Origin of the sequence: Paracoccus maritimus (assembly GCF_025195095.1) — a bacterium.
In the GTDB taxonomy this organism is placed as follows: Bacteria; Pseudomonadota; Alphaproteobacteria; order Rhodobacterales; family Rhodobacteraceae; genus Paracoccus; species Paracoccus maritimus.
Map to the genome: position 1 here is coordinate 92,817 of NZ_JANAVZ010000005.1, position 23,838 is coordinate 116,654.

The following is a 23,838-nucleotide window of genomic DNA, read 5'->3' on the forward strand; positions in this document are numbered from 1 at the left end:
GGCCTGTCCGGAGCCACAGCTTGACGAGGATCATCATGAGCATCGAAGCGACCCTTGCCGAAAAAGGCATCACCCTTCCGGACGCGCCCGCGCCGGCGGCCAATTATGTGCCCTTCGTGAAAAGCGGGAACCTGATCTTCGTGTCGGGCCAGATCAGCGCGGACGAAAACGGGCTGATCAAGGGCAAGTTGGGCGACGGCATGTCGGTCGAAGACGGCGCGGCCGCCGCGCGCCGCTGCGGGCTGTCGCTGATTGCGCAGCTGAAAGCTGCGATCGGCGATCTGGACGGCGTCAAGCGGGTGGTGAAGCTGACCGGCTTCGTGAACTCAACCCCCGATTTCACCGATCAGCCCAAGGTCATCAACGGCTGTTCCGACCTGATGGTCGAAGTGTTCGGCGATGCCGGACGTCACGCCCGCGCCGCCGTCTCGGCCCCGTCGCTGCCGCTTGGCGTCGCGGTCGAGATCGAGGCGATCTTCGAGGTCGCGTGATGGCCGGCCTGCCGCCCGAATTCCTGCGCCTGCCCATCGCCCATCGCGGCCTGCACGGCGAGGGCGTGCCCGAAAACAGCCTGGCGGCCGCGACAGCGGCCATCGAGGCGGGATATGCGATCGAGATGGACATCCAGCCCGCCGCGGGCGGTGTGCCGATGGTGTTTCACGACTATGATCTTTCACGGCTGGCGGGCGATCAGGGGTTCATCGCCGATCTCGACCCGGACGACCTGGCCGGGATGCGGCTTCTGGACAGCGACGAACAGATCCCGACGCTGGCCGCCATGCTGCGGCTGGTCGACGGGCGGGTGCCGCTGCTGATCGAGATCAAGGATCAGGACGGACGCCTTGGCCCGCATATCGGCGATCTGCCCGGTCACGTCGCAGCCCAAGTGAAGGGCTATCAGGGCCCGGTCGCGGTGATGTCGTTCAATCCGCATGTCGTGAAAGCGTTTCACGATCTGGCGCCGGATATCGCCGTCGGCATTACCTCTTGCGGCTTTCCGGCCGAGGACTGGCCCGCACTGGACGAGGAGACGCGCAAGCGTCTGGCCGACATCGACGATTTCGCCGATTGCGGTGCGTCCTTCATTTCGCATGACAGGCGGGATCTGACCAACCCGCGTGTCGATGCATTGAAGGCACAGGGCGTGCCGATCCTGTGCTGGACCGTGCGCAGTCCAGAACAGGAGGACGCCGCGCGCCGTGTCGCCGACAACATCACCTTCGAAGGCTATGCCCCGCAGATCTGAGAGCATCGGGTGCCGCGGAAAATCCGCGGCGCCCCCTTGCGTCCCGCGATGGTCGGGGGAGTTGCACCCCCCGGCCCCCCTGCGCGGGCGGACCATTCGAGGCTGCATGCCCTGTACAGGCTGCGCCGCATCCCGTGATGACACGGTGGGCTGACAAACCCGATTGCAGCACTTAGCTTGCCACGCATGAGCGCGCCTCTGACCCTGACCACGCATCCCGCCATTGCCGCCATCCCGCCCGATCGCTGGGACGCGCTTGGTGACGGCAATCCGTTTACCGCCCACCGGTTCCTGCACGCGCTGGAAAGCTCTGGCTCGGTCGGCAAGGGCACGGGCTGGCAACCGCTGCATCTGACGGTCGAGCGCGGGGACGAGATCGTGGGAGCGGCGCCGCTTTATGCAAAATCCCACAGCCAGGGCGAATACATCTTCGATCACGCATGGGCACAGGCCTATCTGCGCGCCGGTGGCGATTACTACCCCAAGCTGCAATGCGCGGTGCCCTTCACACCCGCAACCGGTGCACGGCTGCTGTCGCCAGATCCCGCGGTGCGTCAGGCGCTGCTGGCCGGGATGACCCAGATTGCGGAACGGGGCGGGGCGTCGGGTGTGCATGTCACCTTCTGCACGGAGGCCGAGGCCGGGCTGGGGGCGGATGCGGGTTTCCTGCCGCGTGTGACCCAGCAGTTCCATTGGTTCAATCGCGACTACCAAGCCTATGACGATTTTCTGGCCGACCTGTCGTCGCGCAAACGCAAGGCCTTGCGCAAGGAGCGTCAGCGCGCCCGGGAATTCGGTGGCACGATCCGCCACCTCACCGGCGACGACCTGCGCCCCGAACATTGGGATGCGTTTTGGGTCTTCTATCAGGATACCGGCAGCCGCAAATGGGGCACGCCCTATCTGACACGCGCCTTCTTTGACGAGGTCCAGCGGACCATGCGCGATGACGTGCTGCTGGTGCTGGCCGAACGCGACGGGCGTCCGGTCGCGGGGGCGCTGAATTTTATCGGACCGGACGCGCTATACGGTCGCTACTGGGGCTGTGTCGAGGATCACGCCTTCCTGCATTTCGAACTGTGCTACCATCAGGCGATCGACTATGCGATCGCCCACGGGCTGGCGCGGGTCGAGGCGGGGGCGCAGGGCGAACACAAGCTGGCAAGGGGGTATCTGCCTGCCGAAATCCATTCGCTGCACTGGGTTCGCGACGAGGGTTTTCTACGCGCGCTGGCCGAGTATCTGGATCAGGAACGCGCCGCCATGGGGCAAGAGATCGAGTTCCTGACCGATTGGGGACCGTTCCGAAAATCGGGCTAGCCGCGCAATTGCAGGGGTGGAGAGCGAACATATAAGTCGCGGGCTTACTGCCCCTTGGCTTGAGGGCTGAGTGTGTGGCCAATCGGTGCGAACGGGCCCGTTCCAAGACCGTCTGGCGATGCCTTGTCCGGGTTGGTCGCGCCTATATAAGCGATGTGAGGGCTCGATTTCGCCGCTAGCCGGGATGGAGCGCAAGAGACGAAATCGAGCCTGGTCGTGTTGAAGGCGCCGGCCTTGACGTCAGTAGGTCAGGGCGCCGCGATCAGACTTTTTCAAGCAGCGCCTCGCCGGCGCTGACGCTGCATGTGCCGGGAGAATCCTCGACGTCGATGACCTCGACAGCGCCATCGCGCAGCAGGGCGGCGAAACGCTTGCAACGTCCGAACAGACCCGCCGGTGGCGCGTCGAAATCCAGACCCAGTGCCTTGGTCACTTGTCCGTCGGCATCGGCCAGGACGTCAATTCCGGCGTCGGGTGCGCCGGTCGCCTCGGCCCATGCGGCGCAGACGAAGGGATCATTGACCGTCAGGCAGACGATCCGCGAAACGCCCTTGTCGCGGAACTGCTGCGCGGTCCGGATGAAGCTGGGCATATGGGCGTTGGTGCAGGTGCCGGTGAACGCGCCGGGCAGCCCGAAAATGGCCACGCGCCCGCTGTCCAGTTCGGCGGTATCCACCGCTTCGGGCCCGTTTGCCCCGACCTTCAGCAATTGACCTTCGGGAAACTTGTCGCCGGGCTGGATGCTCATTGCGTACTCCATGAATTGCAACGGATTCGCGCCGACTATAGGCTGCGGTCGAAAGACAGGCCAGCGGCGGAACAATCTTATGCGTATCGTGATCCTTGGGGCAGGGCAGGCTGCGGCATCCATGGCGGCGCGCCTGCGGGCCAAGGGCCATGACGGGCCGTTGACCGTGATCGGGGCCGAGCCGGTCGCCCCGTATCAGCGCCCGCCCCTGTCCAAGGGATATCTGCTGGGGCAGATGGGGCTGGACCGGTTGCTGCTGCGCACGCCTGAATGGTGGGTCGAACAGGGCATCGATCTGCGCCTGTCGGAAAACGCCACCGCCATCGACACTGCCGCGCGTCTGGTCACCACGGATCGCGGCAGCGTTGAATACGACGCGCTGGCGCTGACACTTGGCGCGGCGCCGCGCCGACTGCCTGCCGAGATGGGCGGCGATCTGGCCGCCGTGCATGTCGTGCGCAGCCTTGCCGATGTCGATGCAATCCAGCCCGAGATGCGCCCCGGCCGCCGCCTGATCGTGATCGGTGGCGGCTATATCGGGTTGGAGGCCGCAGCCGTAGCCCGCAAGCTGGGGCTAGAGGTGACGCTGCTGGAATCCGCGCCGCGCATCCTGGGCCGTGTCGCCGCGCCCGAGACGGCCACGATGATCCGCGACCTGCACCTGTCCCACGGGGTCCGGATTCGTGAAGCCGCCAGCATCGACCGGATCACCGGCACCGACCGCGCCACGGGGGTGGTCCTTGCGGATGGGCAGGAACTGCCCGCCGATCTGATCGTGACCGGCATCGGCGTCTTGCCGGAAACCCGGCTTGCGCAACAGGCGGGTCTGACAATCGACAACGGCATCGCTACCGACGATCACGGGCTGACCTCGGATCCGGCGATCTGGGCGGCCGGAGACTGCGCAAGCTTTCCGTTCCAGGGCGAACGGATCCGACTGGAAAGCGTGGGCGGCGCGATCGACATGGCCGAGGCGGTGGCCGACAACATGCTGGGGGCAGACCGGTTCTACGAGGCAAGGCCATGGTTCTGGTCCGACCAGTTCGACGCCAAGCTGCAGATCGCGGGTCTTGGAACCGGCTACGACCAGATCGTGACGCGCAAGGCCGACGGCATACATGGCGGATCGGTCTGGTATTTCCGCCTGGATCGCCTGATCGCAGTGGACGCGCTGAATGACGCCCGCGCCTACATGATCGGGAAAAGGCTGATCGAGGCCGGTCGCTCGCCCGATCCACAGGAAATCCGGACCGCCACGGATCTCAAGGCGCTGATGTGACCTTCCTCTGTGCGGAAATAGCCTCGGCGGGATCGGGGGGCAGGCAGTCCCCCGGCTGTCGCGGGACGCAATCATGAGGATCGTCGGCGGCAATCTGCGCGGCCTGAAGCTGGCCGAACTGGGCGATGGCGACATCGCGGCGCATCTGCGCCCCACCACCGACAGGGTGCGCGAGGCGATCTTCAACCTTCTGACGAACGGCGTGCAGGGCAACCCGGTGCCCGGCGCGCGGGTGCTTGACCTATTCGCGGGGACCGGCGCGCTGGGGCTCGAGGCGTTGTCGCGCGGCGCGGCGCGCGCAGCCTTTGTCGATGACGGGGTAAAGGCGCGGGCGCTGATCCGCGCCAACGTCGAAAAGGCGCGCGCGATGGGCGTGACCGATTTGTGGCGACGCGATGCGACCCGGCTGGGGGTCAACCGTGCCGCGCCCTACAACCTGATCTTTCTCGATCCGCCCTATGATCAGGGGCTGGGCGAACAGGCGGTGACCTCGGCGCTGCAAGGGGGGTGGGTCGCGCCCGGCGCGATCCTTGTCTGGGAAGAGGCCCGTCCGCCGCTGGTGCCCGCGCCGCTGATCCGGATTGACCAGCGGCGCTATGGTGACAGCGTGGTCACACTGCTACGGGCGCCCGAAGATCTGGCCTGAGGTCTGTGCGGACCCGAATTGCTGCCATGCATTCATGGCTTTCGTCTTGTGTGACTGACGCCATTGCGCGTTCAGGCCGACGATCTGTCGGCACCACGACCGGACCCGTGATCGTCCCGACAGGAAAGCCGTGATGCGAAGCCCTTCGGCCGCGGCGCGATCACACAAGCTTCAGCCATGCGTCACGCGGCCGCCACAGTCCTGCCTAGGATAGCGTGATCCCGCGCCGCCAAGCAGTACGGTGTTCAAAGCGTTCTGCAGGGATGGAAGCTATGAGCTGGAATATTGGCGGCGGGGGTAGACACGCATCGTTGTCGGGCCTTGGGGATAGGGGGCAATGCGTTTGAACGGCTGGAGTCGTTCAGCCACAAGTTCGACCTCGACTGGTCGGCAAAACCGTGGTTCGGCCATGGACCGGGCAAGGGATGGTGGTGGGTTTGCCGCCCCGACAAGCCGGAACCCTAGAATGCCGCGCCACTGGCGGCTGATGACCATCCGCGCACGGATGATCGGGGATACTCGGTCCATGTGCTGACCAATGACACCGACGCCGATGGCGACAAGATGACGATCACTCACATCAACGGGATCGAGGTTGGTCGTCGCGACAAGGTCTTGCTGATGAACGAGGACGGCGAAAAGCTGGGCTGGGCCAAGCTGAAGAAGCAGGGCGAAATCGTCTTTCACAAGTTCAAGAATGTCGATCAGCTCGACCCAAGCTATACCGTGTCTGACGGCAAGGAAGGCGACGATGAAGGCAAACTGACCGTCGGCAACGCGGACAGCACCTTCCGCCTGAACCTGCTGCATTTCACCGATCAGGCGGCCGGCGGCCGGCGCCCGCGCGGTCGAGGACGCGCCGCGCCTGTCGGCGGTGCTGAACGCCCTGCGTGACGAGGACGTCGATGCCGACGCCACGCTGGCCGGTCTGATTTCGGGCGATGCGGCCGAAGGCTTTGCGGGCACGGCCTTCCTCTATCTGTCGGCCAATCTCGATTTCTCGACCGACCCCAATCTTGCGCCGCTTGCAGTGGCCGGTGGTCAGGCCCCGTTGGCCAATCCCGGCATGAACAAGGTGGTGCCGCTGGCCCATATGCAGCAGCTTTCCATCGAGCAGGCGCTGGCGCCATTGCTGGAGAATGTCGATATCATCGTCGCTGGCGGATCGAACACGCGCCTTCTGGACAAGAACGACCGCTTGCGCGACGGCGTCACCGCGCAGGGCCAGTATCCGATCTTTGTCTAAAACGCCGCCGGTAGCACGACCGCGATCGTGAATGCCGATGTCAGCTACAGAGATGTGGGCCGCCTGGTCGTCGATTTCGACGCCGACGGCAACATCATCCCCGCCAGCTATGATGCGGATGTCTCGGGCGTCTATCCGTTCCCGACCGGTGATGATCTTGATTTCGTCTCGTTGACGAATGGCGGCGGTCGCAGCGGCAACGCGACCTTCGCCGACGACGGCACCGAACAGGATGCGTTCGCCGAATATCTTCTGGCCGATCATGCCATGACCGAGACCGCGTTTGACGATGCGGATACCGGTCGCGACATGGACAGCCGGATCGTTAGCCTGGCGTGGCAGGACGGTCTGGCGCTGGATACCGCGGTGGACGAATTCCTGTTTGCCGCCTGATCGTCACCGACCATCGCCCGCCGCGCATGAATTGTGCGGCGGGTTTGACCGCACGGATCAGGACGCCGCGATCCGGCGATACTCGGTCAGGCGGCAGATCGGGTCTTCCTGTCGCAGAACGCGGGTGTCAGTGACCTTCCAATCGACCGGGTTCAACGCGGGAAAGAACGTGTCCGCCCCCTCGACGCGGGTCTCGATCGTGGACAGCAGGATGCGATCGGCAAGCGGCACCATCAGGCGATAGATTTCGCCTCCGCCTATGCAATACACGCGCTGATAGCCCGCCGTCCGTGCGACGCTCAGTGCGTTGTCGAATGAGGTAAAGATCGCACCCTGCCGATCATCGCCTGATCCGCGAGAGATGACGATGTTCAGCCGGTTGGGCAGCGGCCTTTTGGGCAGGCTTTCCCATGTCTTGCGGCCCATGACGATGGCGCCGCCCGTCGTCTCGCGCTTGAAAAAGGCGAAATCCTCGGGAATGTGCCAGGGGATGGTGTTGCCGCGACCGATGGCGCCATTCAGATCCTGGGCTGCGATCAGGGTCAGCATGGCGATCAGACCGCAACCGGCGCCTTGATCGCGGGATGCGGATCATATCCCTCGATCACGAAATCCTCGAAGCGGAAATCGGACAACTCGGCGACCTGCCGCGCGATCGTCAGACGCGGCAGCGGACGAGGCGCGCGGGACAGTTGCAGTTTCACCTGTTCCATATGATTGTCATAGATATGCGCGTCCCCGATCGTGTGGACGAAATCGCCCGCGCGATAGCCCGTCACATGGGCCAGCATATGGGTCAGAAGCGCATAGCTGGCGATGTTGAAGGGCACCCCAAGGAACATGTCGCCCGAGCGCTGATAAAGCTGCAGATGCAGCTTTCCGCCCAGGATTCTGACCTGCCACAGCGTGTGACACGGGGGCAGTGCCATCTGTCCCAGCTGCACGGGATTCCAGCCGGACACAATCAATCTGCGGCTGTCCGGCGTGGTTCTGATGGCGTCGATCAGCGATCGGATCTGATCGGCCTCGACAGGGGCTTCGGCTCCGACCTCGGTGCCGAAGCGGCGCCATTGATGGCCATATATCGGCCCCAGATCGCCGTTCTCGTCTGCCCATTCGTCCCAGATCGAAACGCCGTTCTCCTTGAGATAGCCGATATTCGTGTCGCCCGACAGGAACCACAGCAATTCATGGATAATGGATCGCAGATGCAGCTTCTTGGTCGTGACCAGCGGAAACCCCTGCGACAGATCGAACCTCATCTGCATCCCGAACATAGACCGGGTGCCAGTCCCGGTCCGGTCGGTAGAATTTTCGCCGTTCGAAAGCACGCTGGCCAGCGCGTCCAGATATTGCTGCATCAATCCCCCTGCGGCTGAACCGTCCGATGCGAAACAGCTATCTTTCTTGGCAGCCCGTGCCAAGAAGGGAAGCTAGAACAACAGATCTCCGCCGCTCAGCGGGCGGTCGTCGGCCAGAACGATATGCAGATCGGAAACGCCGTCTCCGTCCAGATCAGCGAATAGATGCAGCTTGTCGTTCCTCTCGACCGCGCGAAGGACACCATCCTCCAGTGATCCACGCCCGCGACGGAAATCGTCCAGACCCAAATTTCGCAGGTCAAGAAGATCCTGGTTGCTCGTGAAGTCGCGGATCACGTCCACATCGCCGCGTCGAATATCCTGTGATCGGAACACAAAAACATCCGCGCCTGCGTTGCCGCTCATGATGTCTGACCCGCGACCGCCGCGCAGGCTGTCGTTTCCGCCACCGCCCGACAGCGAATCGTTGCCATGATCACCCCAGATGATGTCTTCGCCGGCGTGGCCCCAAAGCCGGTCGTTCCCGGATTGCCCTCGCAGGCGGTCATTGCCAGTACCGGCCAACATCCTGTCATTGCCACTGCCGCCGCGAAGAATGTCGCTGTTCGGACCACCGTCAAGAAAATCCGCGCCATTGTCGCCGATCAGCAGATCCGCGCCCAATTGACCAAACAGCCGGTCATTGCCGGAACCGCCGTCAAGAATGTCGCTGTCGTTGCCGCCGCGCAGAGTATCCGCGCCACCCGACCCCGCCAGCCTGTTGGCGGCGCGGTTTCCCAGGATCACGTCATCACCGCTGCCGCCGCGGGCGTTTTCGATGACGGTGCCATAGGCGATCCCCAGCGTGCCGTGCCAGCCCAGCACGTCCGAAAATGCCCCGGGCTGCAGATCGATGTGTTGATCGTGCCAGTCACGGGACATGTTCAGCATATCGATGCCGCCGGTGTCGTGGATCGTCAGCATGACCGGCTGAAGATCGCTGCGGTTGTCCAGCAGGTCGCTGAACTGTTCATAGATGCCCGTCGCCGTGCCGTCGAAACCATAGACGTCGCCGCGCTTTTCGACCTTCGGTGTTCCGTACAGCCGATGTATCGCCAGAATATCCGCGGGCATCGGGGTCAGCACATAACCATAGCTGGCGCTGACATTCGGGTTCTCGAACGGTGCGAAATACGACATGACCGACATCTGCCAGCTGTCCAGCGCGAAGTTCTGATCCCCCCAGCCGGCTGATCCGTTGTAGTTTCCGGCGTGTCCCAGGCCCAGGGCATGACCGATCTCGTGAATCCAGGTCTGCGTGTAGTAGCTGACAGTCTCGCTGCCATAGGCGTTCAGCCAGTCGCGCCCGACATTCGCGACCGACCACAGCAGGGTATTATCGTTGGATCGGTAACCGTAGGAATAGGCGCCGACATCGCTGTCGGTCAGGCGCAGATCGTGATTATTCGCCGTGCCGTTCATCGCGAATCTCAGCCCCGAGACCGCACTCCAGGCATCCAGCGCAAGCCTGACGATCCCGCGATCCGCGCCGGTCGTGAAATCCGTGTACACGCGCAGCGTATCACCGGCCTGCACATCGAACGATGCAGCAGGGTAACCCGCATCGTTGAAATAGCCGGTGGTCAGATAATTCGCGATTCGGGACGCGTCCGAATACGACATCAAAAAATTCCTTCTCAAATTGCATGTGCATTAGCGCCTTGCGATTCGTCGCTCAAGCTGCAGACAGCCAATTTCGGAGTGATTGAAATTCAAATGCAACACAGCTGTTTCATTGCAGAGCCTAGCATGGCTATTTGGACATGAAGGGGTGTCGGCCCCGTGACTCGGGCGACGTGCTTGCCTATACGGACCGGGACAGGTGTTAAATGGTTCGAAAAGATGCAGATTGAGCAGACTTCCCTGCCCGGCGTGCTGGTCATCACACCGGCAAGACACGGCGATGATCGCGGGTTCTTTTCCGAAAGCTGGAATCGCAAGACCCTGGCAGCGGCCGGTGTGGACATGCCCGAGTTCGTTCAGGACAATCACTCGATGTCGCGTCAGGCGGGAACATTGCGGGGTCTTCATTACCAGGCGCCACCGCATGCACAGGGTAAGCTGGTGCGCTGCGGGCGCGGGCGGCTTTTCGATGTGGCCGTGGATGCGCGGCGCGGCAGCCCGACCTATGGCGAATGGGTCGGCGCGGAACTGTCGTTCGAGAATGGCCGGCAACTGTGGATCCCTGCGGGTTTTCTGCACGGCTTCGTCACGCAGGAACCGGACACGGAAATCATCTATAAATGCACCGCGTATTATGATCGCGACAGCGACGGCGCTGTGGCATGGGACAGTCTTGGGATCGATTGGGGCGTGACCGCGCCGATCCTGTCGGACAAGGACCGTGCGGCGCCGGGTTTCGCGGAATGGAATTCTCCTTTCGTTCATGAAGGTGACGCATGAAAATTCTTGTGACGGGCGGGGCGGGGTTCATCGGTTCCGCGGTGGTGCGCCTTGCAGTGCAGCGTGGCTTTGACGTCGTGAACCTGGATGCGCTGACCTATGCCGCGAACCTGTCCAACGTCGCGCCTGTGGCCGACAGCCCGCGCTACAGTTTTGAGCATGCGGATATTCGCGATCGGGCCGCGCTGGACCGGATCCTGGCGCAGCATCGACCCGATGCGGTGATGCACCTCGCCGCCGAAAGCCATGTCGACCGGTCCATCGACGGGCCGGGCGAATTCGTCGAGACGAACGTGATCGGCACCTTCAACATGCTGGAAGCGGCGCGGGCCTATTGGCTGCGCGAGGGTCGCCCCCAGACATTTCGGTTCCACCATATCTCGACCGACGAGGTATTCGGTTCGCTTGGCGAGACCGGGCAGTTCACCGAAGATACGCCCTATGACCCGCGCAGCCCCTATTCGGCCAGCAAGGCGGGGTCGGATCATCTGGTCCGTGCGTGGCATGAAACCTACGGCCTGCCGGTGGTGCTGACCAATTGTTCCAACAACTACGGCCCCTATCATTTCCCCGAGAAGCTGGTCCCCGTCGTGATCCTCAGGGCGCTGGCTGGCGAGACGATCCCGGTCTATGGCGATGGTGGAAACGTCCGCGACTGGCTGTATGTCGAGGATCATGCCGACGCCCTACTGCTGGTGCTTGCGAAGGGGAAGATCGGGCGCAGCTACAATATCGGCGGCGAGAACGAGGCGACGAATATCGATCTTGTGCGCACGATCTGCGCACATATGGATGAACTGCATCCCACCGGTGCCGCGCATGATCGGCTGATCTCCTTCGTGCCCGACCGTCCCGGTCACGATCGTCGCTATGCGATCGATCCGACCCGGATCCGGGATGAGCTGGGCTGGCGCCCGTCGGTCACCGTTGACGAGGGGCTGCGGCGCACCGTGGCCTGGTATCTGGACAATCGGGACTGGTGGCAGCCGCTGCTGTCGCGCGATGGTGTTGGTCGGCGGCTGGGAACAGCGTGATGCAGGGATTGCTGGTCTTCGGCCGGACCGGGCAGGTCGCGCGCGAACTGGCAGAACGTGCGCCGGGGGCCGTCTTCCTGGGCCGCGATGACGCCGATCTGACCGATCCTGATGCCTGCGCGCAGGCGCTGCGCTTTGCCGCCCCGCGCCTTGTGATCAACGCTGCCGCCTATACCGCGGTGGATCGCGCCGAGGCCGAGGCCGAGACTGCGCATCTGGTCAACGCATTGGCGCCCGCTGCGATGGCGCGTGCGGCGGCCGGTCTTGGCGTGCCGTTGCTGCATATCTCGACCGACTATGTCTTCGACGGCAGCGGCGATGCCCCACGGACCGAGGATGCGCCGACCGCTCCGCTTGGGGTCTACGGCTCCACCAAGCTTGCGGGCGAAAATGGCGTTATCGATGCAGGGGGGCAATCGGCCATCCTTCGGACATCCTGGGTGTTCTCGGCGCATGGCGGGAATTTCGTGAAGACGATGCTGCGGCTTGGTGCCGAACGCGACGAACTGGGAATCGTTGCGGATCAGGTGGGCGGGCCGACCGCCGCCGCCCACATCGCCGATGCGCTTCTTGCGATGGGCAAGGCGATGCTGGCGAATCCCGAACGTCGGGGTATCTACCACTTTGCAGGGACGCCGGACGCAAGCTGGGCCGATCTTGCGGTCGAGATCTTCGCTCAGGCGCGGTTGGCCTGCAATGTGCGACGCATCGCCACGTCGGAATACCCGACCCCGGCGCGGCGGCCGTTGAATTCGCGGCTGGATTGCGGTGCCATCGCCCGCGATTTCGGCATCACGCGCCCGGATTGGCGCAAGGGGCTGGCCGAGGTGCTGGCAAGGCTGGAGCAGGACAGATGACACAGCGCAAGGGCATTATTCTGGCGGGCGGGTCCGGTACCCGGCTGTATCCGATCACCATGGGCGTGTCGAAGCAGCTTTTGCCGTTATATGACAAGCCGATGATCTACTATCCGATCACCGTACTGATGCTGGCCGGCATCCGCGAGATCGCGATCATCACCACCCCCGAGGATCAGGCCCAGTTCCAGCGGCTTCTGGGCGATGGCGACCAGTGGGGGCTGCGTTTCGAATGGATCATCCAGCCGTCGCCCGACGGGCTTGCGCAGGCCTATCTTCTGGCCGAGGATTTTCTGGCCGGCGCACCATCCGCTATGGTCCTTGGCGACAACATTTTCTTTGGTCACGGTTTGCCGCTGTTGATGGCGGCGGCCGATGCGCGGGATACGGGCGGGACTGTCTTTGGCTATCGCGTCAGCGACCCTGAACGCTACGGGGTGGTCGATTTCGATTTGCAAGGACAGGCACGGGCGATCGTCGAAAAGCCCGCGAAGCCACCGTCCCACTATGCGGTGACGGGTTTGTATTTCCTTGACGGCACCGCCCCCCAGCGCGCGGCGCAGGTCAAGCCATCGGATCGCGGCGAACTTGAAATCACGACCTTGCTTGAAAGCTATCTGGCGGATGGCGAACTGACGGTCGAGAAGATGGGGCGCGGTTTCGCGTGGCTGGACACCGGAACCCATGCCAGCCTTCTTGATGCAGGGAACTTCGTCAGGACCCTGGAAAATCGGCAGGGCCTGCAGACCGGCTGCCCGGAAGAAATCGCATTCGAAGCCGGATGGATCGACGCGGATCAGCTTCGCGACCGCGCCGGGAAATTTTCGAAGAACGCCTACGGCAAGTATCTGCTGAATTTGCTCGACTGATCGGCCGGTAGCCGGCACGTTCGCGGCGTGTCTGCAAGAGCCATGGTGACAAAGGACTTTCACGGCAGTCCTGCTGCGGATAGGAACGCGGCCGGTCGGCGTGTCTGCACAGTCCCAAGAAGTCCAAACAAGAGAATGCCTTGAGCCAGCCAGACCCCTACAGACCCAGAATTGCGGCGATCGTCGTCACCTTCAACAGACGGCCGCATCTGCAGAAAACGCTGGCGCGGCTATTGGCCGAGCCGCTGGATCACGTGGTCGTCGTCGACAACGGATCATCAGACGGCAGTCGGGAATGGCTTGCCGCGCAAGATGATCCAAGACTTCAAGTGATCGAGATGCCGCACAACGGTGGTGGGGCGCTTGGCTTCGAGACGGGGATGCGCAAGGCGCAGGCGCGCTTTGATCCGGACTGGTATCTGTTGATGGACGATGATGCCCGTCCGCAGGCAGGCGCGATTGCAGAATTCAGACAAGGGCTGGAACTGGATCGCTGGGGGGATGCCGACGCGCTTGCGGCGGCGGTGCGTTTTCCCGACGGCCGCATCTGCGAGATGAACCGCCCATGGGTCAACCCGTTCAAAAGCATCTCGGTCTTCTTGCGCGTGATCGCAGGTGGCGGACGCGCCGCGTTCCACATTCCGGACGCGGCTTACGCGACCGATCAACCCAGGGGGCTGGACGGCACGTCCTTCGTCGGATTCTTTGTCGCGCGCGCGGGCGTTCGGCGTGCGGGATTCCCGGACGGGCGTCTTTTCATCTATGGCGACGATGTGCTGTACACGCTTGGGTTGACGCAGTCGGGCGGAAAGCTGCTGTTCGCGCCCGATCTGCGGTTCGAACATGAATGCGGGGTGCAAACGGCCGGCGCGATGCTGCGTCCGCTCTGGAAGACCTACTACCATCACCGCAATCTCTGGTTCGTCTATCGTCGCACGGCGGGGCGGCTGCTGTTCCCGTTTCTGATCGCGGCGATGGTTCCCAAATGGCTGACGAAGGGCAGGTCACTACCCCCGCCCGAGCGTGCCGTCTGCCGGCGCCTGATCCGTCTGGCGGTAACGGACGCCTTCCGCGGCAATCTTCGGCGCGGCCATCCCGAGATTCTGGCGATTGCCGATGCGGCAACTGCGGCCGGCAACACCGGCGATCGAGAAACGTCAAGGCAGGACTGACGGATAGTCCGGTTTGCCCGCCCAACCTTGGGTCGCGGGCAGGCCGTTCAACCCTGCTGTCTGGCGATATCCTCGATCAGCACCTTGTCGACAGAAAGCTCGGTCGCGTCTTGCGCCGCCTTCAAAAGTCCTTCGCGCATCACGCGTAGCCTGGCCTCGGCGGTGAAGTTCCCGTCGAAGGCGCCCGTATTGGCCAGCACCATCAGCTGTCGCAGCAATGCATCGCGCAGCCGGTGTTCCTGTTGCTTCATCGGTTCCAGATCGGCTTCGGTCGTTTCGACGGTCAATGTCATGATCATCATCGCGCCCATATCGCCATTGCGCATCATGGGCACGAAGAATTGCGATGGAAACGTGAACCAGGCCGCAGCGCCGGGGTCGCCCCCATGTCCGTCGCCCCCATGCCCGCCCCCGCCATGCGCATCCTCAGAGTGGCCGGTATCGGTAGAGCCATGTGCCTCCGTGGCCGCCGTTGCATCCGCTGCGCTTGATCCGTCTGCGTGCGCACCTTCTGCGTTTGCCTTGGCCGCGGGCCTCAGCATGTCGCCGCCGATGCTGCCCGCGGCAAGTGCCAGGACGGGAATCAGCATGATCAGGATTTTCTTCATTCGGCGCACCTCAATAGGGAAGCAGGATATCGGCGATCTGCTGGCCGTATCGCGGCTGCTGAACATCCGTGATCTGACCTCGGCCGCCATAGGAAATACGGGCGCCTGCGATCCTGTCATATTCGATTTCGTTGTTGCGATCGATGTCGCCCGGCCGGACGAAGCCGGATACCGTCAGTTCGCGCAATTCATAGTTCACGCGGACCTCTTGCATGCCCTGTATCTGCAACGTTCCGTTCGGCAGGCGGTCGATGACCGTGGCTGCAACGCGCAGAGTCAGCTTGTCACGACGCGTGATGTTGCCGCTTCCCTTGTAGGTCGATGATGACGAGGCGTCGGCAAGATCGTCGAAGCTTGCGCCCTCGGGCAGCTTGTCGGCAAGCCGCTGGGGAATCCCGATCATCTGCGGCATGCTGACCTCGTCTCCGGCCGCGCGCGACCGGCCCGAACTGTTGCTGATTTCCGCGCGGTCGTCGATCTCGATCACCACGGTCAGGATGTCGCCGCGTGTCGAGGCGCGCCTGTCGCTGATCAGCGACGAGGTTGTGCCGGCCCACAGCGACGCCGCTGCTTCGGGACGGCCCGAATCGACCGGAATTTCCAGCGGCGGGTTGGTCATGGCGATGAATTCCTCGCTGTTGCGCGGAGAGCTGAGGTGAGGTGCCTGACCGACATTGGCGACCCGAGAGCAGGCACCCAATGCCAGGACAAGACAAAGAAAATGTGTGGATTTCATGCGGTATTCCTTGTCTTTCTACTGTCAGCGACCGGCCAGAAGGCTGCCGTCGGGCATCACGCGGGCGGTGATGGTGCTGCGGGAATCCAGATTCATCACCCGGACCAGATCGCCGGCGGCGCCGTCGCCAAGAACCCGCCCCTCGGCCTCGATTCGCAGCGGTCCGCGTAGAAACGACAGGCGTACCAGTTGATTGCGGCTGACCAGCCTGGGAGCCTGCAACAGGTTGGCTTGGATCGGCCGGCCTTCGTAAATGGTGATGCGTGTCTGCAATCCGATCGCCTGCGACGGATCGCTGAGACCCGCACGCGCGCTGTCGATGGCACGCAGGTCGGTTGCGGAAATGACCGTGCCGGCGGGCAGGGTGCGGGCCGCCGCCAGAGTCCCGGCCTGGGCCGAGAGGGGTAGCAGCAGGATCAGGACCAGGGCGCGGATCATCAACGCACCTGCGTTGTCGCGCCAAGCATCTGGTCGGCGGCAGTAATGACCTTGGCGTTCAGTTCATAGCCGCGCTGCGCCTTGATCAGCTCGGTGATCTCTCGCACCGCATCGACCGAGCTTTCCTCAAGGTAGCCCTGCCGCAGCGTGCCCAGACCCTCCTGTCCGGGATTGGCGACCTGCGCCGCGCCCGATGCGGCGGTTTCCAGAAACAGGTTCGACCCGACAGCCTCCAGCCCTTTTTCGTTGGAAAAGCTGGCAAGCGTGAACTGGCCCAGCAACTCGGGTTCGACCCGGTCGTTGAAATAGGCATAGACCTCGCCGCCGGCATTGATCGAGATTGACCGCGCGTCGTCGGGAATGGTGATGCCGGGCACCACCGGATAGCCGTCCGAGGTCACGATCTGCCCTTCGGCCGATCTTTTCAGCCCGCCGTCGCGTGTATATCCCGACAGTCCGGAAGGAAGCGTCACCTCCAGATAGCCATCGCCGTCGATCGCCATGTCCAGATCGCCTCCGGTCTGGCTCAGCGACCCCTGTTGCAGATTGATGCTGACCGCGCTGGGCCGGACGCCCAGACCCAGTTGAACGCCGGCGGGAATCACGGTGCCATCGGCTGCCGTCACGGTGCCGGGGCGGGTTGCCTGCTGATAATGCAGGTCGGCGAACTCGGCACGCCGCGCGTTGAAGCCCGTTGTCGACATGTTGGCGAGGTTGTTCGAGATGACCTCGACGCGTGTTTGCTGGGCGCTCATGCCGGTGGCGGCAATCTGAAGGGCTCTCATGGTTTTTCCTCTCAGCGGGTCATGGATGTGATCGCGTTGCGGATCCGCTGATCCTCGCGGTCAAGGAAGGACTGGCCCAGCTCGTAAGCGCGCTGGACCTCGATCATGCGGGTGATTTCGAAGACGGCATCCACGTTGGATTCTTCCAGGAAACCCTGGCGGATACTCGCCTCCTCGACCGGCTCGGGGTCGCCATCGATGGCGAAGCCGGTGCCTCCGTCATGGGTGATCTGCGCGCCCTCGGGTGGGGCAAAGACGCCGATGCGGCCGAAGTTTATGCCGTTTGCCGACAGCGTGCCATCGGCACCAACGCCGACCTTGCTGGCGCCCGCCGGAATGATGATCGGTGCTTGGCCTTCGTCCAGAAGGCGATGACCGTCCGCGTTCATCAGTTCTCCTTCCGGCGACGGCATGAAAGCCCCGGCACGTGTCAGGCGCGGTCCCTCCGGCGTGTCCAGCATGAAGAAACCCTCGCCCTCGAGCGCCAGATCGAACGTGCCGTTGGTCTGCGTCAGCACGCCCTGATCCAGATCGACAAGCCGGCCGCGGGCATGCGCCATGGATAACGTGTCGCCTTGTCGATCAAGGGCGGACAGGTGTTCGGCGAAGATCACGCCTTCGCGGCGAAAGCCGGTCGTATTTGCGTTGGCAATGTTGTTTGCGACCACGCGCATTTCGTTCATCAATCCGGATTGCCGGGTCAGCGCCGCGTAGATCGCGTTGTCCATGGTTCAGCTTCCCGCGATCAGGGGGATGATCTGACCGATATAGAAATCGGACAGGGCGGTGGTCATGAAGCTCATGGTGACCCAGAAGACCGCCAGCATCAGCCCGACCTTGGGAACGAATGTCAGGGTCATTTCCTGCACCGAGGTCAATGCCTGGAAAAGTCCGATGACGACCCCTGCGACCAATGCCACACCCAGCATCGGGGCCGAGATACGGACAGAGATCAGCAAGGCCTGGCGCAGCATGTCGAACAGAAGAGTTTCGCTCATGGCTCAGACCGGCATCCGCAGGATTTCCTGATAGGCCTCGACGACCTTGTCGCGGATCGCGACCACGGTCTCCATCGCCAGCTGGGATTCGGCGATTGTCTGGACCAGTTGGTGGGTGTCGGTCTGGCCGGTCATCGCGCTGGTCGACACCGCGTCTACCTGGGCCATCTGGGAGGCAAAGTCCTGGGCCGCCTCACCCAGTTTCGCGACCGAGGCGGGGGCGGCGGCCATGTCGGGTTGAACCGCGCTGCGCGCGGCGTTGTAGGCATTGGCGGCATTGACTGCAGTGATCATCAAAAATCCTTTCAGCGACGCAGAATATCCAGAAGGGACGCGCCCATCTGTCTGGTCTGTTCGAACATCTTCAGATTGGCTTCGTAGCTGCGCCCGGCCTCGCGGGAATCCGCGATTTCGATGACCAGGTTCACATTCGACCCCAAATAATATCCCTGCTCATCGGCCATGGGGTGGGACGGATCATAGATCCGTGGCAGTTCGGTGCGGTCGAGGATGGTTTTCGAGACCTCGACGGCGCCGCTGGGACGACCGAATTCCACAGCCTCCTCGAAGGCGACCAGTTTTCGGCGATACCCCGGCGTGTCTGCGTTCGCGACGTTCTCGGCCACGCGACGCAGCCGTTCGGCCTGGGCCTGCATGCCGGACGCGGACAGTCGAAGGGGGGATACGGGTTCTGCCATGAATACCTCCCTCAGGCCCGCCGGCCGATGCTGGTCCGCATCAGGTCGAGGGCCGAGCGATAGACCCCAAGCGACAATTCGTGCTCGCGCTTGAGTTCGGCAGCCTTCAGCATTTCGGCCTCAAGCGAGACAGAATTGCCGTTGGGCGAGACGCCGGTCTCGGTCGTGGCGACACGAAGTTCGGCGGGTGACCATGTCGGGACGGGCAGATGACGGGGGCGTGTGGTCCGCATTGCCGCAAGGTCGTCGCGGCGGCGATAGCTGTCCTCGAACGGCTGCAGATCCTGTGCCTTGAAGCCAGGGGTGTCGGCGTTGGCGATGTTCCTGGCGACGATGGTCTGTCGTTCCGTCACATGCTGACCCATTGCGCGGGCCATTCGCATCATCTCGATCTTCTCAAACATGAGGCTTCTCCTCATTGGCGATAACCGGGTCTTAACTCCGAATGGTTTAGAAACCGTTTCGGAAGCACGAGTTCGGCTCAGGCAGGAGAAGCGCGAAATGGATAAACTTGAATCGATCGCCCACCGCATAAGGCATTTGCGGCTGGCGCAGCATTTCGGCCGCGTGCAGTCCATTCGCGGCGGCCTGATCCGCGTCGAGGGCTTGAACGGTCGCGCGTCGATCGGCGACAGGGTGATGATTTCATTGCAGGAAAGCGGTGTGGCAGGCGAGATCGTGGGCCTTGCGCCGCGTCATGCCGAGGTGCTGCCCGAAGGCCATCTCGAAGGGTTGTCCGTGGGCGCCGAGGTCGAATTGCTGTTCGCGCCGACGATTTCGCCCTGCGACGCGTGGATCGGCCGAATCATCGATCCGTTGGGGCAGCCGCTGGACGGCCGGGCGTTGCCGCAAGGAATCGAGCCGCGTCCGTTCAGGTGCGAGGCACCGCCAGCCGTTGGGCGCAAGCGGCTTGGCGCGCGGCTGCCGACCGGGTTCGCGGTGTTCGACACACTGCTGCCGCTGGTCGCGGGGCAACGGATCGGCCTGTTCGCGGGATCCGGCGTGGGCAAATCGACGCTTCTGTCGGGCCTGGCGCGTGGGGTGCAGGCCGATGTGGTGGTCATCGCGATGATCGGAGAGCGGGGGCGCGAACTGCGCGAATTCGTTGACAAGACACTGGGCCCCGAGGGAATGGCGCGCGCGGTCATCGTCACCGCGACATCCGATCGCTCGCCCCTGATCCGGCGGCGCTGTGCCTGGGCGGCGATGGCCGTTGCCGAACATTTCCGCGATCAGGGCAAGCATGTGCTGCTGCTGGCCGATTCGATCACCCGCTTTGCCGAAGCGCACCGCGAGATCGCGCTGGCCGCGGGCGAGCCGCCCAGTTATCGCGGGTTTCCCCCGTCGGTCTCGAACCTTGTCATGGCGCTGGCCGAGCGTGCCGGTCCCGGTCTTGAGGGGGGCGGAGACATTACGGGGATCTTCAGCGTGCTTGTGGCAGGCTCTGACATGGAAGAACCCGTGGCCGACATTCTGCGGGGCACGCTGGATGGGCATGTCGTCTTGGAACGCAGCATCGCCGAACGCGGGCGCTTTCCCGCCATCGATGTCGTTCGATCGGTGTCGCGCTCGCTGCCCGATGCGGCAAGCGCGGACGAGAACGGTCTGCTCGCTCGCGCCCGCGCCGCCTTGGGGTCGTATGCCGAGTCGGAACTGATGATCCGCGCCGGCCTGTATGCGCCCGGATCCGATCCGCGCCTGGACGAGGCCGTGAAGCTGTATCCGCAACTGGACGATTTCGTGACGCGTCGCAGTGAATCTGTCCAGCAGAGCTTTATGGAACTGTCGGATGCCTTGCGTGTTCCGGCACGGACAAGGGCCGGCGTGCGCAGCGCGTGAAACTCATCAGCGCGAAGCCGTCGGGCTTAATGAATGTTAGAAGGGAGTTTCGGGCCATTGCGTCCGATTCGACGATTTGCAACTGTCTCGCAGCCAATGGAAAGGAGGGCGGGATGGCGATTACGGACTATTTTATCCGCTATCTTCAACGGCGTGATACGCTGTCCGAGGCTGACTTGTCCCGTCTTCGCAGCCTGCGCACCGAGCATGTTTCCTTCGCACCGGGCGAGGTGATCGTGCCGGTGGAACGCATCGCCGCAAGAAGCTGCATGATGTTGCGGGGATTGTCGGCCCGGTCCCATGAGCTTGTCGGTCGCCCCGAGGAACGGGTCATCACGGCGCTGCATGTGCCCGGCGATTTCGTGGATCTGCATGGTTTCGTGCTGGCCGGGCTTGAACATTCCGTCATTGCCGTCGGCCCCGCTGAGGTCGAGTTCGTCAGCCATGACCAACTGACCGAGATTACGGAAAATTTTCCTCATCTCACGCGCCTGATGTGGATGGCGACGTTGATTGATGCGGCCGTGCATCGGCAATGGCTGGTGGCGGCGGCATCCTTGCGATCCAGCGCGCATCTGGCGCATCTTCTGTGCGAGATCTACACCCGGCTGAACGCAGTCGGCGCGGCCGCCGACAATCGCTTTTCATTGCCGCTGCTGCAGCGCGAACTGGCGGATATCCTCGGCTACTCCCCGATACACGTGAACCGCGCGGTGCGTGATTTGCGTGACCGCGGCCTGATCCGATGGTCGGGTGCGGATGTGACCATTCTTGACTGGAAAGGGCTGGCAACGCTGTCGCGGTTCGATCCGACCTATCTGGACATGGAAAAGATGCGCCGCTGATCCTACTGGCACAGTCGCCAGCCGCTGCGCCGGGCCGCCAGATCAAGATGAAGATGGTTGGCATGTGCGGCATTCGCGCCCGGCCCAAGGACGGTGGTGAAGAACAGACAGGCAGCCCCCCGAACTGCACGCTGAAAGGCTTCTTCTGTGCCGCCACTGTCGCCGCGGGGCTCGACGTCCAGTGGATCGCGGTCGGCGAAGGTGAAACCCATGATGTCGATCGCGTTACCCAAGGCGTGTTCGGACAGTTTGGGGCGGTCCTTTCCGGTTCCGATCCGCGTGCGGCATGCATAGGTCGTGCCAAGCCGAAGGCCAGTGACGCGCGGCGCGCCCGGCAACGCGGCTGCGGCAGGGCGCAGGAAATCGCGCGCCCAGAACCCTAGGGCGCGTGCCGTGTCGCAGCGCATTTCGGCGTCGCCCTCCAGTTCCAAGTCAGGCAGGATGTGGGTCACCCGGATCGGGCGCGCGATGCCGCAATCGCGATCCTGCGGGTCAGTGATGGCCGGGCGGTCTTCGTATCGCGTTCCAAGCATCGCCAGTGCCAGCCGACAGGCCGCCTCTTCCCCGTCGCTTTCGCGCAGCATGAACCATCTTGGCGGAGGCGGTGGCCCGAAGACCTGCTCAGCTTTCGGACTGTCGGGTTCATCGCCGTCGTTTTCACCATCGCTTCTCGCGATTTCGTCAGGCCGCCCGCTACTGGCAGGTTTTTCGGGCGGACGCGTGTCGTCGGCCTTGTCGAGCGGAGATTCCGCATGGGGTTCGGGGGCTTCGGGCGGGCGGTCCTGCGCGATGGCCGCCGTGGAGATCAGGCAATAGGCGGCGATGGTCAGCAGGTATGTTCTCACTGCTGTTCATCCAGCGGCGGCACCACGAAACCGTCGGGCAGCGCACCCGACAATGCATCGCTTAGCGGGTCGGCAACGGATGGTTCGGCCAAGGCGTCGGCTTCCGCTTCCGAGGTGTTTTCGATGACGCGACCGTTGAGCGATTCCGCGGCGGGATCTGGAAAATCCAGAACCTCTGTCGCGGCTGCGTTGGCGGGGGTCGGGCTGGCGGACTGGGCCTCGCTGATGGGGGCGGATGCCGCCTGATCCAGCGGTTCAGAGGTGGTGACGGGCGCGGCGGGTCGCAACCCGGTCGCCTCGGCGATGGTCATGCCCGTCGGAAGAAATTCGACCGTCGTCACCCCGGCCTTCACCATTCCCGCCAGTTCGCGCGCATCCCAGTTGGTCAGCCGCACGCAGCCATGCGACTGGTTGTGGAACAGCCTTGACGGTGTCGCCGTGCCATGGATCCCGTAGCTGGGCTTGGACAGATCGATCCACACAGAACCCACCGGCCCGTTCGGACCGGGGGGCACGATCAACGCCTTGTCATTGTCGCCCTGCTTGAAATTGCGGGCGGGATTGTAGGTGTAGTTCGGGTTCAACGCGACTGTCACGACATGGTGGCTTCCAGATGGCGAGGGGGTCGCATCAGATCCGATCGTCGCCGGATAATCCACGATCATCCTGCCCTTGGCGTCATAGGCCGCCACGCGCCGCGTGGCCTTGTCCACGATGATGCGCGTCACCTGTCCCCGGGCGTCACTGGCCGGGTTGGTGACCTTGATCGTCGCGCCGGGTTCCAGCACGACCCCCGGGTTGAGAACGGCGATGAATTTCTCGTCCATGTGGAACCGTTCACCCAGTTTCTCGGCGATGCTGGTATAGCCCTGCGAAGACATCTTCGCCTTCTCGGCATAGTCGGACGGGATCGACGCGACCAGATCCTGTGCGTCCTCAGGGGTGATCGTGTAATCCATGGTGATCGGCTGATGCGCAAAGCTTTGCAGCAGGTTCCACACATGCGGGTCCATAATCCCGTCCATGGGCAGCCCGGAACGTCGTTCGAAGGCCATGATGGCGCTTTGGCTCATGCCGCCCTTGAAACCGTCGATCACCCCCGGTGACGTGCCGGACCGATCCAGAAGAACCTGGACCTTCGCCGTCAGGGCCGAGCGGCCGGATGGAAGATCGCCGCCGTCATAGCCCGCCGATTCCAGTTGTGCGGCGGTGATGATGGATGGCGACATCCCCGTCTGGCTTTGCGACAGCGCGATCTGCGCTGTCATCGGCAACGCAACCGCCCCCGCAAGGGAAAGAACAAGAAACAGGCGGGTCAGGCGGCGCGGCATCGGGTTCTCCGTCTTGGGTCGGGGCAGCATCGTGTGATCGAAGGGAAACCGCCAGATATCCTGCCGGTCACGATAGGGTCAATTCCCAGTTGAATTCCGCATAGCGGAATTTTAGCCTGCTGTGTGAAACAATAACGTGGA

The 23,838-nt window shown here is 63.3% G+C and carries 30 protein-coding genes; 15 read left to right on the top strand and 15 right to left on the bottom strand.

Annotated features, from left to right (window positions below; genetic code table 11):
- Positions 1-35: 35 nt before the first annotated feature.
- The 3 genes from MU516_RS10115 (at position 36) to MU516_RS10125 (ending at position 2,566) form a co-directional block, all read left to right on the top strand.
- On the top strand, positions 36-491 hold the full coding sequence (locus tag MU516_RS10115) for a RidA family protein (protein ID WP_260277105.1): 456 nt from the start codon (positions 36-38) through the stop codon (positions 489-491).
- On the top strand, positions 491-1,246 hold the full coding sequence (locus MU516_RS10120) for a glycerophosphodiester phosphodiesterase family protein (RefSeq protein ID WP_260277106.1): 756 nt from the start codon (positions 491-493) through the stop codon (positions 1,244-1,246). The genes MU516_RS10115 and MU516_RS10120 overlap by 1 nt, the downstream gene beginning before the upstream one ends.
- A 186-nt stretch (positions 1,247-1,432) precedes the next feature.
- Positions 1,433-2,566: a GNAT family N-acetyltransferase gene (locus MU516_RS10125; protein WP_260277107.1), complete on the top strand. Its 1,134-nt coding sequence runs from the start codon at positions 1,433-1,435 to the stop codon at positions 2,564-2,566.
- A gap of 262 nt (positions 2,567-2,828) precedes the next feature.
- Here MU516_RS10125 and MU516_RS10130 read toward each other — a convergent pair whose 3' ends face one another.
- Positions 2,829-3,314 (bottom strand): peroxiredoxin, encoded by a 486-nt coding sequence (locus tag MU516_RS10130; RefSeq protein WP_260277108.1) that lies wholly within the window; start codon positions 3,312-3,314, stop codon positions 2,829-2,831.
- Between the two features lie 79 nt (positions 3,315-3,393).
- Here MU516_RS10130 and MU516_RS10135 point away from each other — a divergent pair, with 79 nt between their 5' ends.
- From MU516_RS10135 to MU516_RS10155, 5 genes are all read left to right on the top strand, one after another.
- Complete coding sequence (locus tag MU516_RS10135) at positions 3,394-4,593, top strand: NAD(P)/FAD-dependent oxidoreductase (protein ID WP_260277109.1); 1,200 nt, start codon at positions 3,394-3,396, stop codon at positions 4,591-4,593.
- A 73-nt stretch (positions 4,594-4,666) separates the two neighbouring features.
- Positions 4,667-5,239, top strand: coding sequence for a 16S rRNA (guanine(966)-N(2))-methyltransferase RsmD (gene rsmD / locus MU516_RS10140; RefSeq protein ID WP_260277110.1), 573 nt, complete (start codon positions 4,667-4,669; stop codon positions 5,237-5,239).
- A gap of 477 nt (positions 5,240-5,716) precedes the next feature.
- Positions 5,717-6,133, top strand: a complete 417-nt coding sequence (locus MU516_RS10145) for an Ig-like domain-containing protein (protein ID WP_260277315.1) — start codon at positions 5,717-5,719, stop codon at positions 6,131-6,133.
- Complete coding sequence (locus MU516_RS10150; protein WP_260277111.1) at positions 6,114-6,485, top strand: metallophosphoesterase family protein; 372 nt, start codon at positions 6,114-6,116, stop codon at positions 6,483-6,485. The genes MU516_RS10145 and MU516_RS10150 overlap by 20 nt, the downstream gene beginning before the upstream one ends.
- A gap of 27 nt (positions 6,486-6,512) precedes the next feature.
- Positions 6,513-6,878: a hypothetical protein gene (locus MU516_RS10155; RefSeq protein ID WP_260277112.1), complete on the top strand. Its 366-nt coding sequence runs from the start codon at positions 6,513-6,515 to the stop codon at positions 6,876-6,878.
- Positions 6,879-6,935: 57 nt separating this feature from the next.
- Here the strand turns inward: MU516_RS10155 and MU516_RS10160 are convergent, their stop codons facing one another.
- From MU516_RS10160 to MU516_RS10170, 3 genes are all read right to left on the bottom strand, one after another.
- Positions 6,936-7,427, bottom strand: a complete 492-nt coding sequence (locus tag MU516_RS10160; protein ID WP_260277113.1) for a dihydrofolate reductase — start codon at positions 7,425-7,427, stop codon at positions 6,936-6,938.
- Positions 7,428-7,432: 5 nt separating this feature from the next.
- Positions 7,433-8,239: a thymidylate synthase gene (locus MU516_RS10165; protein WP_260277114.1), complete on the bottom strand. Its 807-nt coding sequence runs from the start codon at positions 8,237-8,239 to the stop codon at positions 7,433-7,435.
- A gap of 72 nt (positions 8,240-8,311) precedes the next feature.
- Complete coding sequence (locus tag MU516_RS10170; RefSeq protein ID WP_260277115.1) at positions 8,312-9,862, bottom strand: M10 family metallopeptidase; 1,551 nt, start codon at positions 9,860-9,862, stop codon at positions 8,312-8,314.
- A gap of 219 nt (positions 9,863-10,081) precedes the next feature.
- Here MU516_RS10170 and rfbC point away from each other — a divergent pair, with 219 nt between their 5' ends.
- The 5 genes from rfbC to MU516_RS10195 all read left to right on the top strand — a co-directional run bounded on the left by rfbC (position 10,082) and on the right by MU516_RS10195 (position 14,574).
- A complete protein-coding gene (rfbC, locus tag MU516_RS10175; protein ID WP_260277116.1) occupies positions 10,082-10,642 on the top strand; it encodes a dTDP-4-dehydrorhamnose 3,5-epimerase in 561 nt (186 codons plus the stop codon).
- On the top strand, positions 10,639-11,676 hold the full coding sequence (rfbB, locus tag MU516_RS10180) for a dTDP-glucose 4,6-dehydratase (protein WP_260277117.1): 1,038 nt from the start codon (positions 10,639-10,641) through the stop codon (positions 11,674-11,676). Before rfbC ends, rfbB begins: the two co-directional genes overlap by 4 nt.
- Entirely contained in the window at positions 11,676-12,533 is an 858-nt protein-coding gene (gene rfbD / locus MU516_RS10185) for a dTDP-4-dehydrorhamnose reductase (RefSeq protein WP_260277118.1), read from the top strand. The genes rfbB and rfbD overlap by 1 nt, the downstream gene beginning before the upstream one ends.
- The gene (gene rfbA / locus MU516_RS10190; RefSeq protein ID WP_260277119.1) at positions 12,530-13,402 is read left to right on the top strand and encodes a glucose-1-phosphate thymidylyltransferase RfbA; all 873 of its coding nucleotides are present in this window, start codon (positions 12,530-12,532) and stop codon (positions 13,400-13,402) included. Before rfbD ends, rfbA begins: the two co-directional genes overlap by 4 nt.
- A 140-nt stretch (positions 13,403-13,542) precedes the next feature.
- On the top strand, positions 13,543-14,574 hold the full coding sequence (locus MU516_RS10195; RefSeq protein ID WP_260277120.1) for a glycosyltransferase: 1,032 nt from the start codon (positions 13,543-13,545) through the stop codon (positions 14,572-14,574).
- A gap of 47 nt (positions 14,575-14,621) precedes the next feature.
- Here the strand turns inward: MU516_RS10195 and MU516_RS10200 are convergent, their stop codons facing one another.
- From MU516_RS10200 to MU516_RS10240, 9 genes are read right to left on the bottom strand one after another with little or no spacing between them, the layout of a single operon-like run.
- Entirely contained in the window at positions 14,622-15,182 is a 561-nt protein-coding gene (locus MU516_RS10200; RefSeq protein WP_260277121.1) for a hypothetical protein, read from the bottom strand.
- Between the two features lie 10 nt (positions 15,183-15,192).
- A complete protein-coding gene (flgH, locus tag MU516_RS10205; RefSeq protein WP_260277122.1) occupies positions 15,193-15,918 on the bottom strand; it encodes a flagellar basal body L-ring protein FlgH in 726 nt (241 codons plus the stop codon).
- 24 nt (positions 15,919-15,942) lie between these two features.
- Positions 15,943-16,356 carry a flagellar basal body P-ring formation chaperone FlgA gene (gene flgA / locus MU516_RS10210; protein WP_260277123.1) on the bottom strand — a complete coding sequence of 138 codons (414 nt, stop codon included), beginning with the start codon at positions 16,354-16,356 and terminating at the stop codon, positions 15,943-15,945.
- Complete coding sequence (gene flgG, locus MU516_RS10215; RefSeq protein WP_260277124.1) at positions 16,356-17,141, bottom strand: flagellar basal-body rod protein FlgG; 786 nt, start codon at positions 17,139-17,141, stop codon at positions 16,356-16,358. Before flgG ends, flgA begins: the two co-directional genes overlap by 1 nt.
- 11 nt (positions 17,142-17,152) lie before the next feature.
- Positions 17,153-17,869, bottom strand: a complete 717-nt coding sequence (locus MU516_RS10220; RefSeq protein ID WP_260277125.1) for a flagellar hook-basal body complex protein — start codon at positions 17,867-17,869, stop codon at positions 17,153-17,155.
- A 3-nt stretch (positions 17,870-17,872) separates the two neighbouring features.
- Positions 17,873-18,139, bottom strand: a complete 267-nt coding sequence (locus MU516_RS10225) for a flagellar biosynthetic protein FliQ (protein ID WP_260277126.1) — start codon at positions 18,137-18,139, stop codon at positions 17,873-17,875.
- A gap of 3 nt (positions 18,140-18,142) precedes the next feature.
- A complete protein-coding gene (gene fliE, locus MU516_RS10230; RefSeq protein WP_260277127.1) occupies positions 18,143-18,433 on the bottom strand; it encodes a flagellar hook-basal body complex protein FliE in 291 nt (96 codons plus the stop codon).
- 11 nt (positions 18,434-18,444) lie between these two features.
- The gene (gene flgC / locus MU516_RS10235; RefSeq protein WP_260277128.1) at positions 18,445-18,837 is read right to left on the bottom strand and encodes a flagellar basal body rod protein FlgC; all 393 of its coding nucleotides are present in this window, start codon (positions 18,835-18,837) and stop codon (positions 18,445-18,447) included.
- An 11-nt stretch (positions 18,838-18,848) separates the two neighbouring features.
- Positions 18,849-19,241, bottom strand: coding sequence for a FlgB family protein (locus MU516_RS10240; RefSeq protein ID WP_260277129.1), 393 nt, complete (start codon positions 19,239-19,241; stop codon positions 18,849-18,851).
- A gap of 97 nt (positions 19,242-19,338) precedes the next feature.
- Between MU516_RS10240 and MU516_RS10245 the strand changes: the two genes are divergently transcribed.
- Both MU516_RS10245 and MU516_RS10250 read left to right on the top strand, forming a co-directional pair.
- Positions 19,339-20,676 carry a FliI/YscN family ATPase gene (locus MU516_RS10245; protein ID WP_260277130.1) on the top strand — a complete coding sequence of 446 codons (1,338 nt, stop codon included), beginning with the start codon at positions 19,339-19,341 and terminating at the stop codon, positions 20,674-20,676.
- A gap of 113 nt (positions 20,677-20,789) precedes the next feature.
- Complete coding sequence (locus MU516_RS10250) at positions 20,790-21,521, top strand: Crp/Fnr family transcriptional regulator (RefSeq protein ID WP_260277131.1); 732 nt, start codon at positions 20,790-20,792, stop codon at positions 21,519-21,521.
- A 2-nt stretch (positions 21,522-21,523) separates the two neighbouring features.
- On the opposite strand, the gene MU516_RS10255 is transcribed toward MU516_RS10250, so the two are convergent.
- Together MU516_RS10255 and MU516_RS10260 are read right to left on the bottom strand one after the other, a co-directional pair.
- The gene (locus MU516_RS10255) at positions 21,524-22,366 is read right to left on the bottom strand and encodes an extensin-like domain-containing protein (RefSeq protein WP_260277132.1); all 843 of its coding nucleotides are present in this window, start codon (positions 22,364-22,366) and stop codon (positions 21,524-21,526) included.
- Positions 22,363-23,697 (bottom strand): L,D-transpeptidase family protein, encoded by a 1,335-nt coding sequence (locus tag MU516_RS10260; RefSeq protein WP_260277133.1) that lies wholly within the window; start codon positions 23,695-23,697, stop codon positions 22,363-22,365. Before MU516_RS10260 ends, MU516_RS10255 begins: the two co-directional genes overlap by 4 nt.
- Positions 23,698-23,838: the final 141 nt, after the last annotated feature.

What these genes read in the sequence shown, in the direction of transcription:
- fliE (WP_260277127.1), bottom strand. Translation starts at nt 18,433, where the DNA reads ATGATCACTGCAGTCAATGCCGCCAATGCCTACAACGCCGCGCGCAGC.
- flgG (WP_260277124.1), bottom strand. Translation starts at nt 17,141, where the DNA reads ATGAGAGCCCTTCAGATTGCCGCCACCGGCATGAGCGCCCAGCAAACA.
- MU516_RS10245 (WP_260277130.1), top strand. Translation starts at nt 19,339, where the DNA reads ATGGATAAACTTGAATCGATCGCCCACCGCATAAGGCATTTGCGGCTG.
- rfbC (WP_260277116.1), top strand. Translation starts at nt 10,082, where the DNA reads ATGCAGATTGAGCAGACTTCCCTGCCCGGCGTGCTGGTCATCACACCG.
- flgC (WP_260277128.1), bottom strand. Translation starts at nt 18,837, where the DNA reads ATGGCAGAACCCGTATCCCCCCTTCGACTGTCCGCGTCCGGCATGCAG.
- MU516_RS10240 (WP_260277129.1), bottom strand. Translation starts at nt 19,241, where the DNA reads ATGTTTGAGAAGATCGAGATGATGCGAATGGCCCGCGCAATGGGTCAG.
- MU516_RS10130 (WP_260277108.1), bottom strand. Translation starts at nt 3,314, where the DNA reads ATGAGCATCCAGCCCGGCGACAAGTTTCCCGAAGGTCAATTGCTGAAG.
- flgA (WP_260277123.1), bottom strand. Translation starts at nt 16,356, where the DNA reads ATGATCCGCGCCCTGGTCCTGATCCTGCTGCTACCCCTCTCGGCCCAG.
- MU516_RS10115 (WP_260277105.1), top strand. Translation starts at nt 36, where the DNA reads ATGAGCATCGAAGCGACCCTTGCCGAAAAAGGCATCACCCTTCCGGAC.
- rsmD (WP_260277110.1), top strand. Translation starts at nt 4,667, where the DNA reads ATGAGGATCGTCGGCGGCAATCTGCGCGGCCTGAAGCTGGCCGAACTG.
- MU516_RS10165 (WP_260277114.1), bottom strand. Translation starts at nt 8,239, where the DNA reads ATGCAGCAATATCTGGACGCGCTGGCCAGCGTGCTTTCGAACGGCGAA.
- MU516_RS10200 (WP_260277121.1), bottom strand. Translation starts at nt 15,182, where the DNA reads ATGAAGAAAATCCTGATCATGCTGATTCCCGTCCTGGCACTTGCCGCG.
- MU516_RS10250 (WP_260277131.1), top strand. Translation starts at nt 20,790, where the DNA reads ATGGCGATTACGGACTATTTTATCCGCTATCTTCAACGGCGTGATACG.
- rfbA (WP_260277119.1), top strand. Translation starts at nt 12,530, where the DNA reads ATGACACAGCGCAAGGGCATTATTCTGGCGGGCGGGTCCGGTACCCGG.
- MU516_RS10170 (WP_260277115.1), bottom strand. Translation starts at nt 9,862, where the DNA reads ATGTCGTATTCGGACGCGTCCCGAATCGCGAATTATCTGACCACCGGC.
- MU516_RS10160 (WP_260277113.1), bottom strand. Translation starts at nt 7,427, where the DNA reads ATGCTGACCCTGATCGCAGCCCAGGATCTGAATGGCGCCATCGGTCGC.
- MU516_RS10220 (WP_260277125.1), bottom strand. Translation starts at nt 17,869, where the DNA reads ATGGACAACGCGATCTACGCGGCGCTGACCCGGCAATCCGGATTGATG.
- flgH (WP_260277122.1), bottom strand. Translation starts at nt 15,918, where the DNA reads ATGAAATCCACACATTTTCTTTGTCTTGTCCTGGCATTGGGTGCCTGC.
- MU516_RS10135 (WP_260277109.1), top strand. Translation starts at nt 3,394, where the DNA reads ATGCGTATCGTGATCCTTGGGGCAGGGCAGGCTGCGGCATCCATGGCG.
- MU516_RS10120 (WP_260277106.1), top strand. Translation starts at nt 491, where the DNA reads ATGGCCGGCCTGCCGCCCGAATTCCTGCGCCTGCCCATCGCCCATCGC.
- MU516_RS10125 (WP_260277107.1), top strand. Translation starts at nt 1,433, where the DNA reads ATGAGCGCGCCTCTGACCCTGACCACGCATCCCGCCATTGCCGCCATC.
- MU516_RS10225 (WP_260277126.1), bottom strand. Translation starts at nt 18,139, where the DNA reads ATGAGCGAAACTCTTCTGTTCGACATGCTGCGCCAGGCCTTGCTGATC.
- rfbD (WP_260277118.1), top strand. Translation starts at nt 11,676, where the DNA reads ATGCAGGGATTGCTGGTCTTCGGCCGGACCGGGCAGGTCGCGCGCGAA.
- rfbB (WP_260277117.1), top strand. Translation starts at nt 10,639, where the DNA reads ATGAAAATTCTTGTGACGGGCGGGGCGGGGTTCATCGGTTCCGCGGTG.
- MU516_RS10260 (WP_260277133.1), bottom strand. Translation starts at nt 23,697, where the DNA reads ATGCCGCGCCGCCTGACCCGCCTGTTTCTTGTTCTTTCCCTTGCGGGG.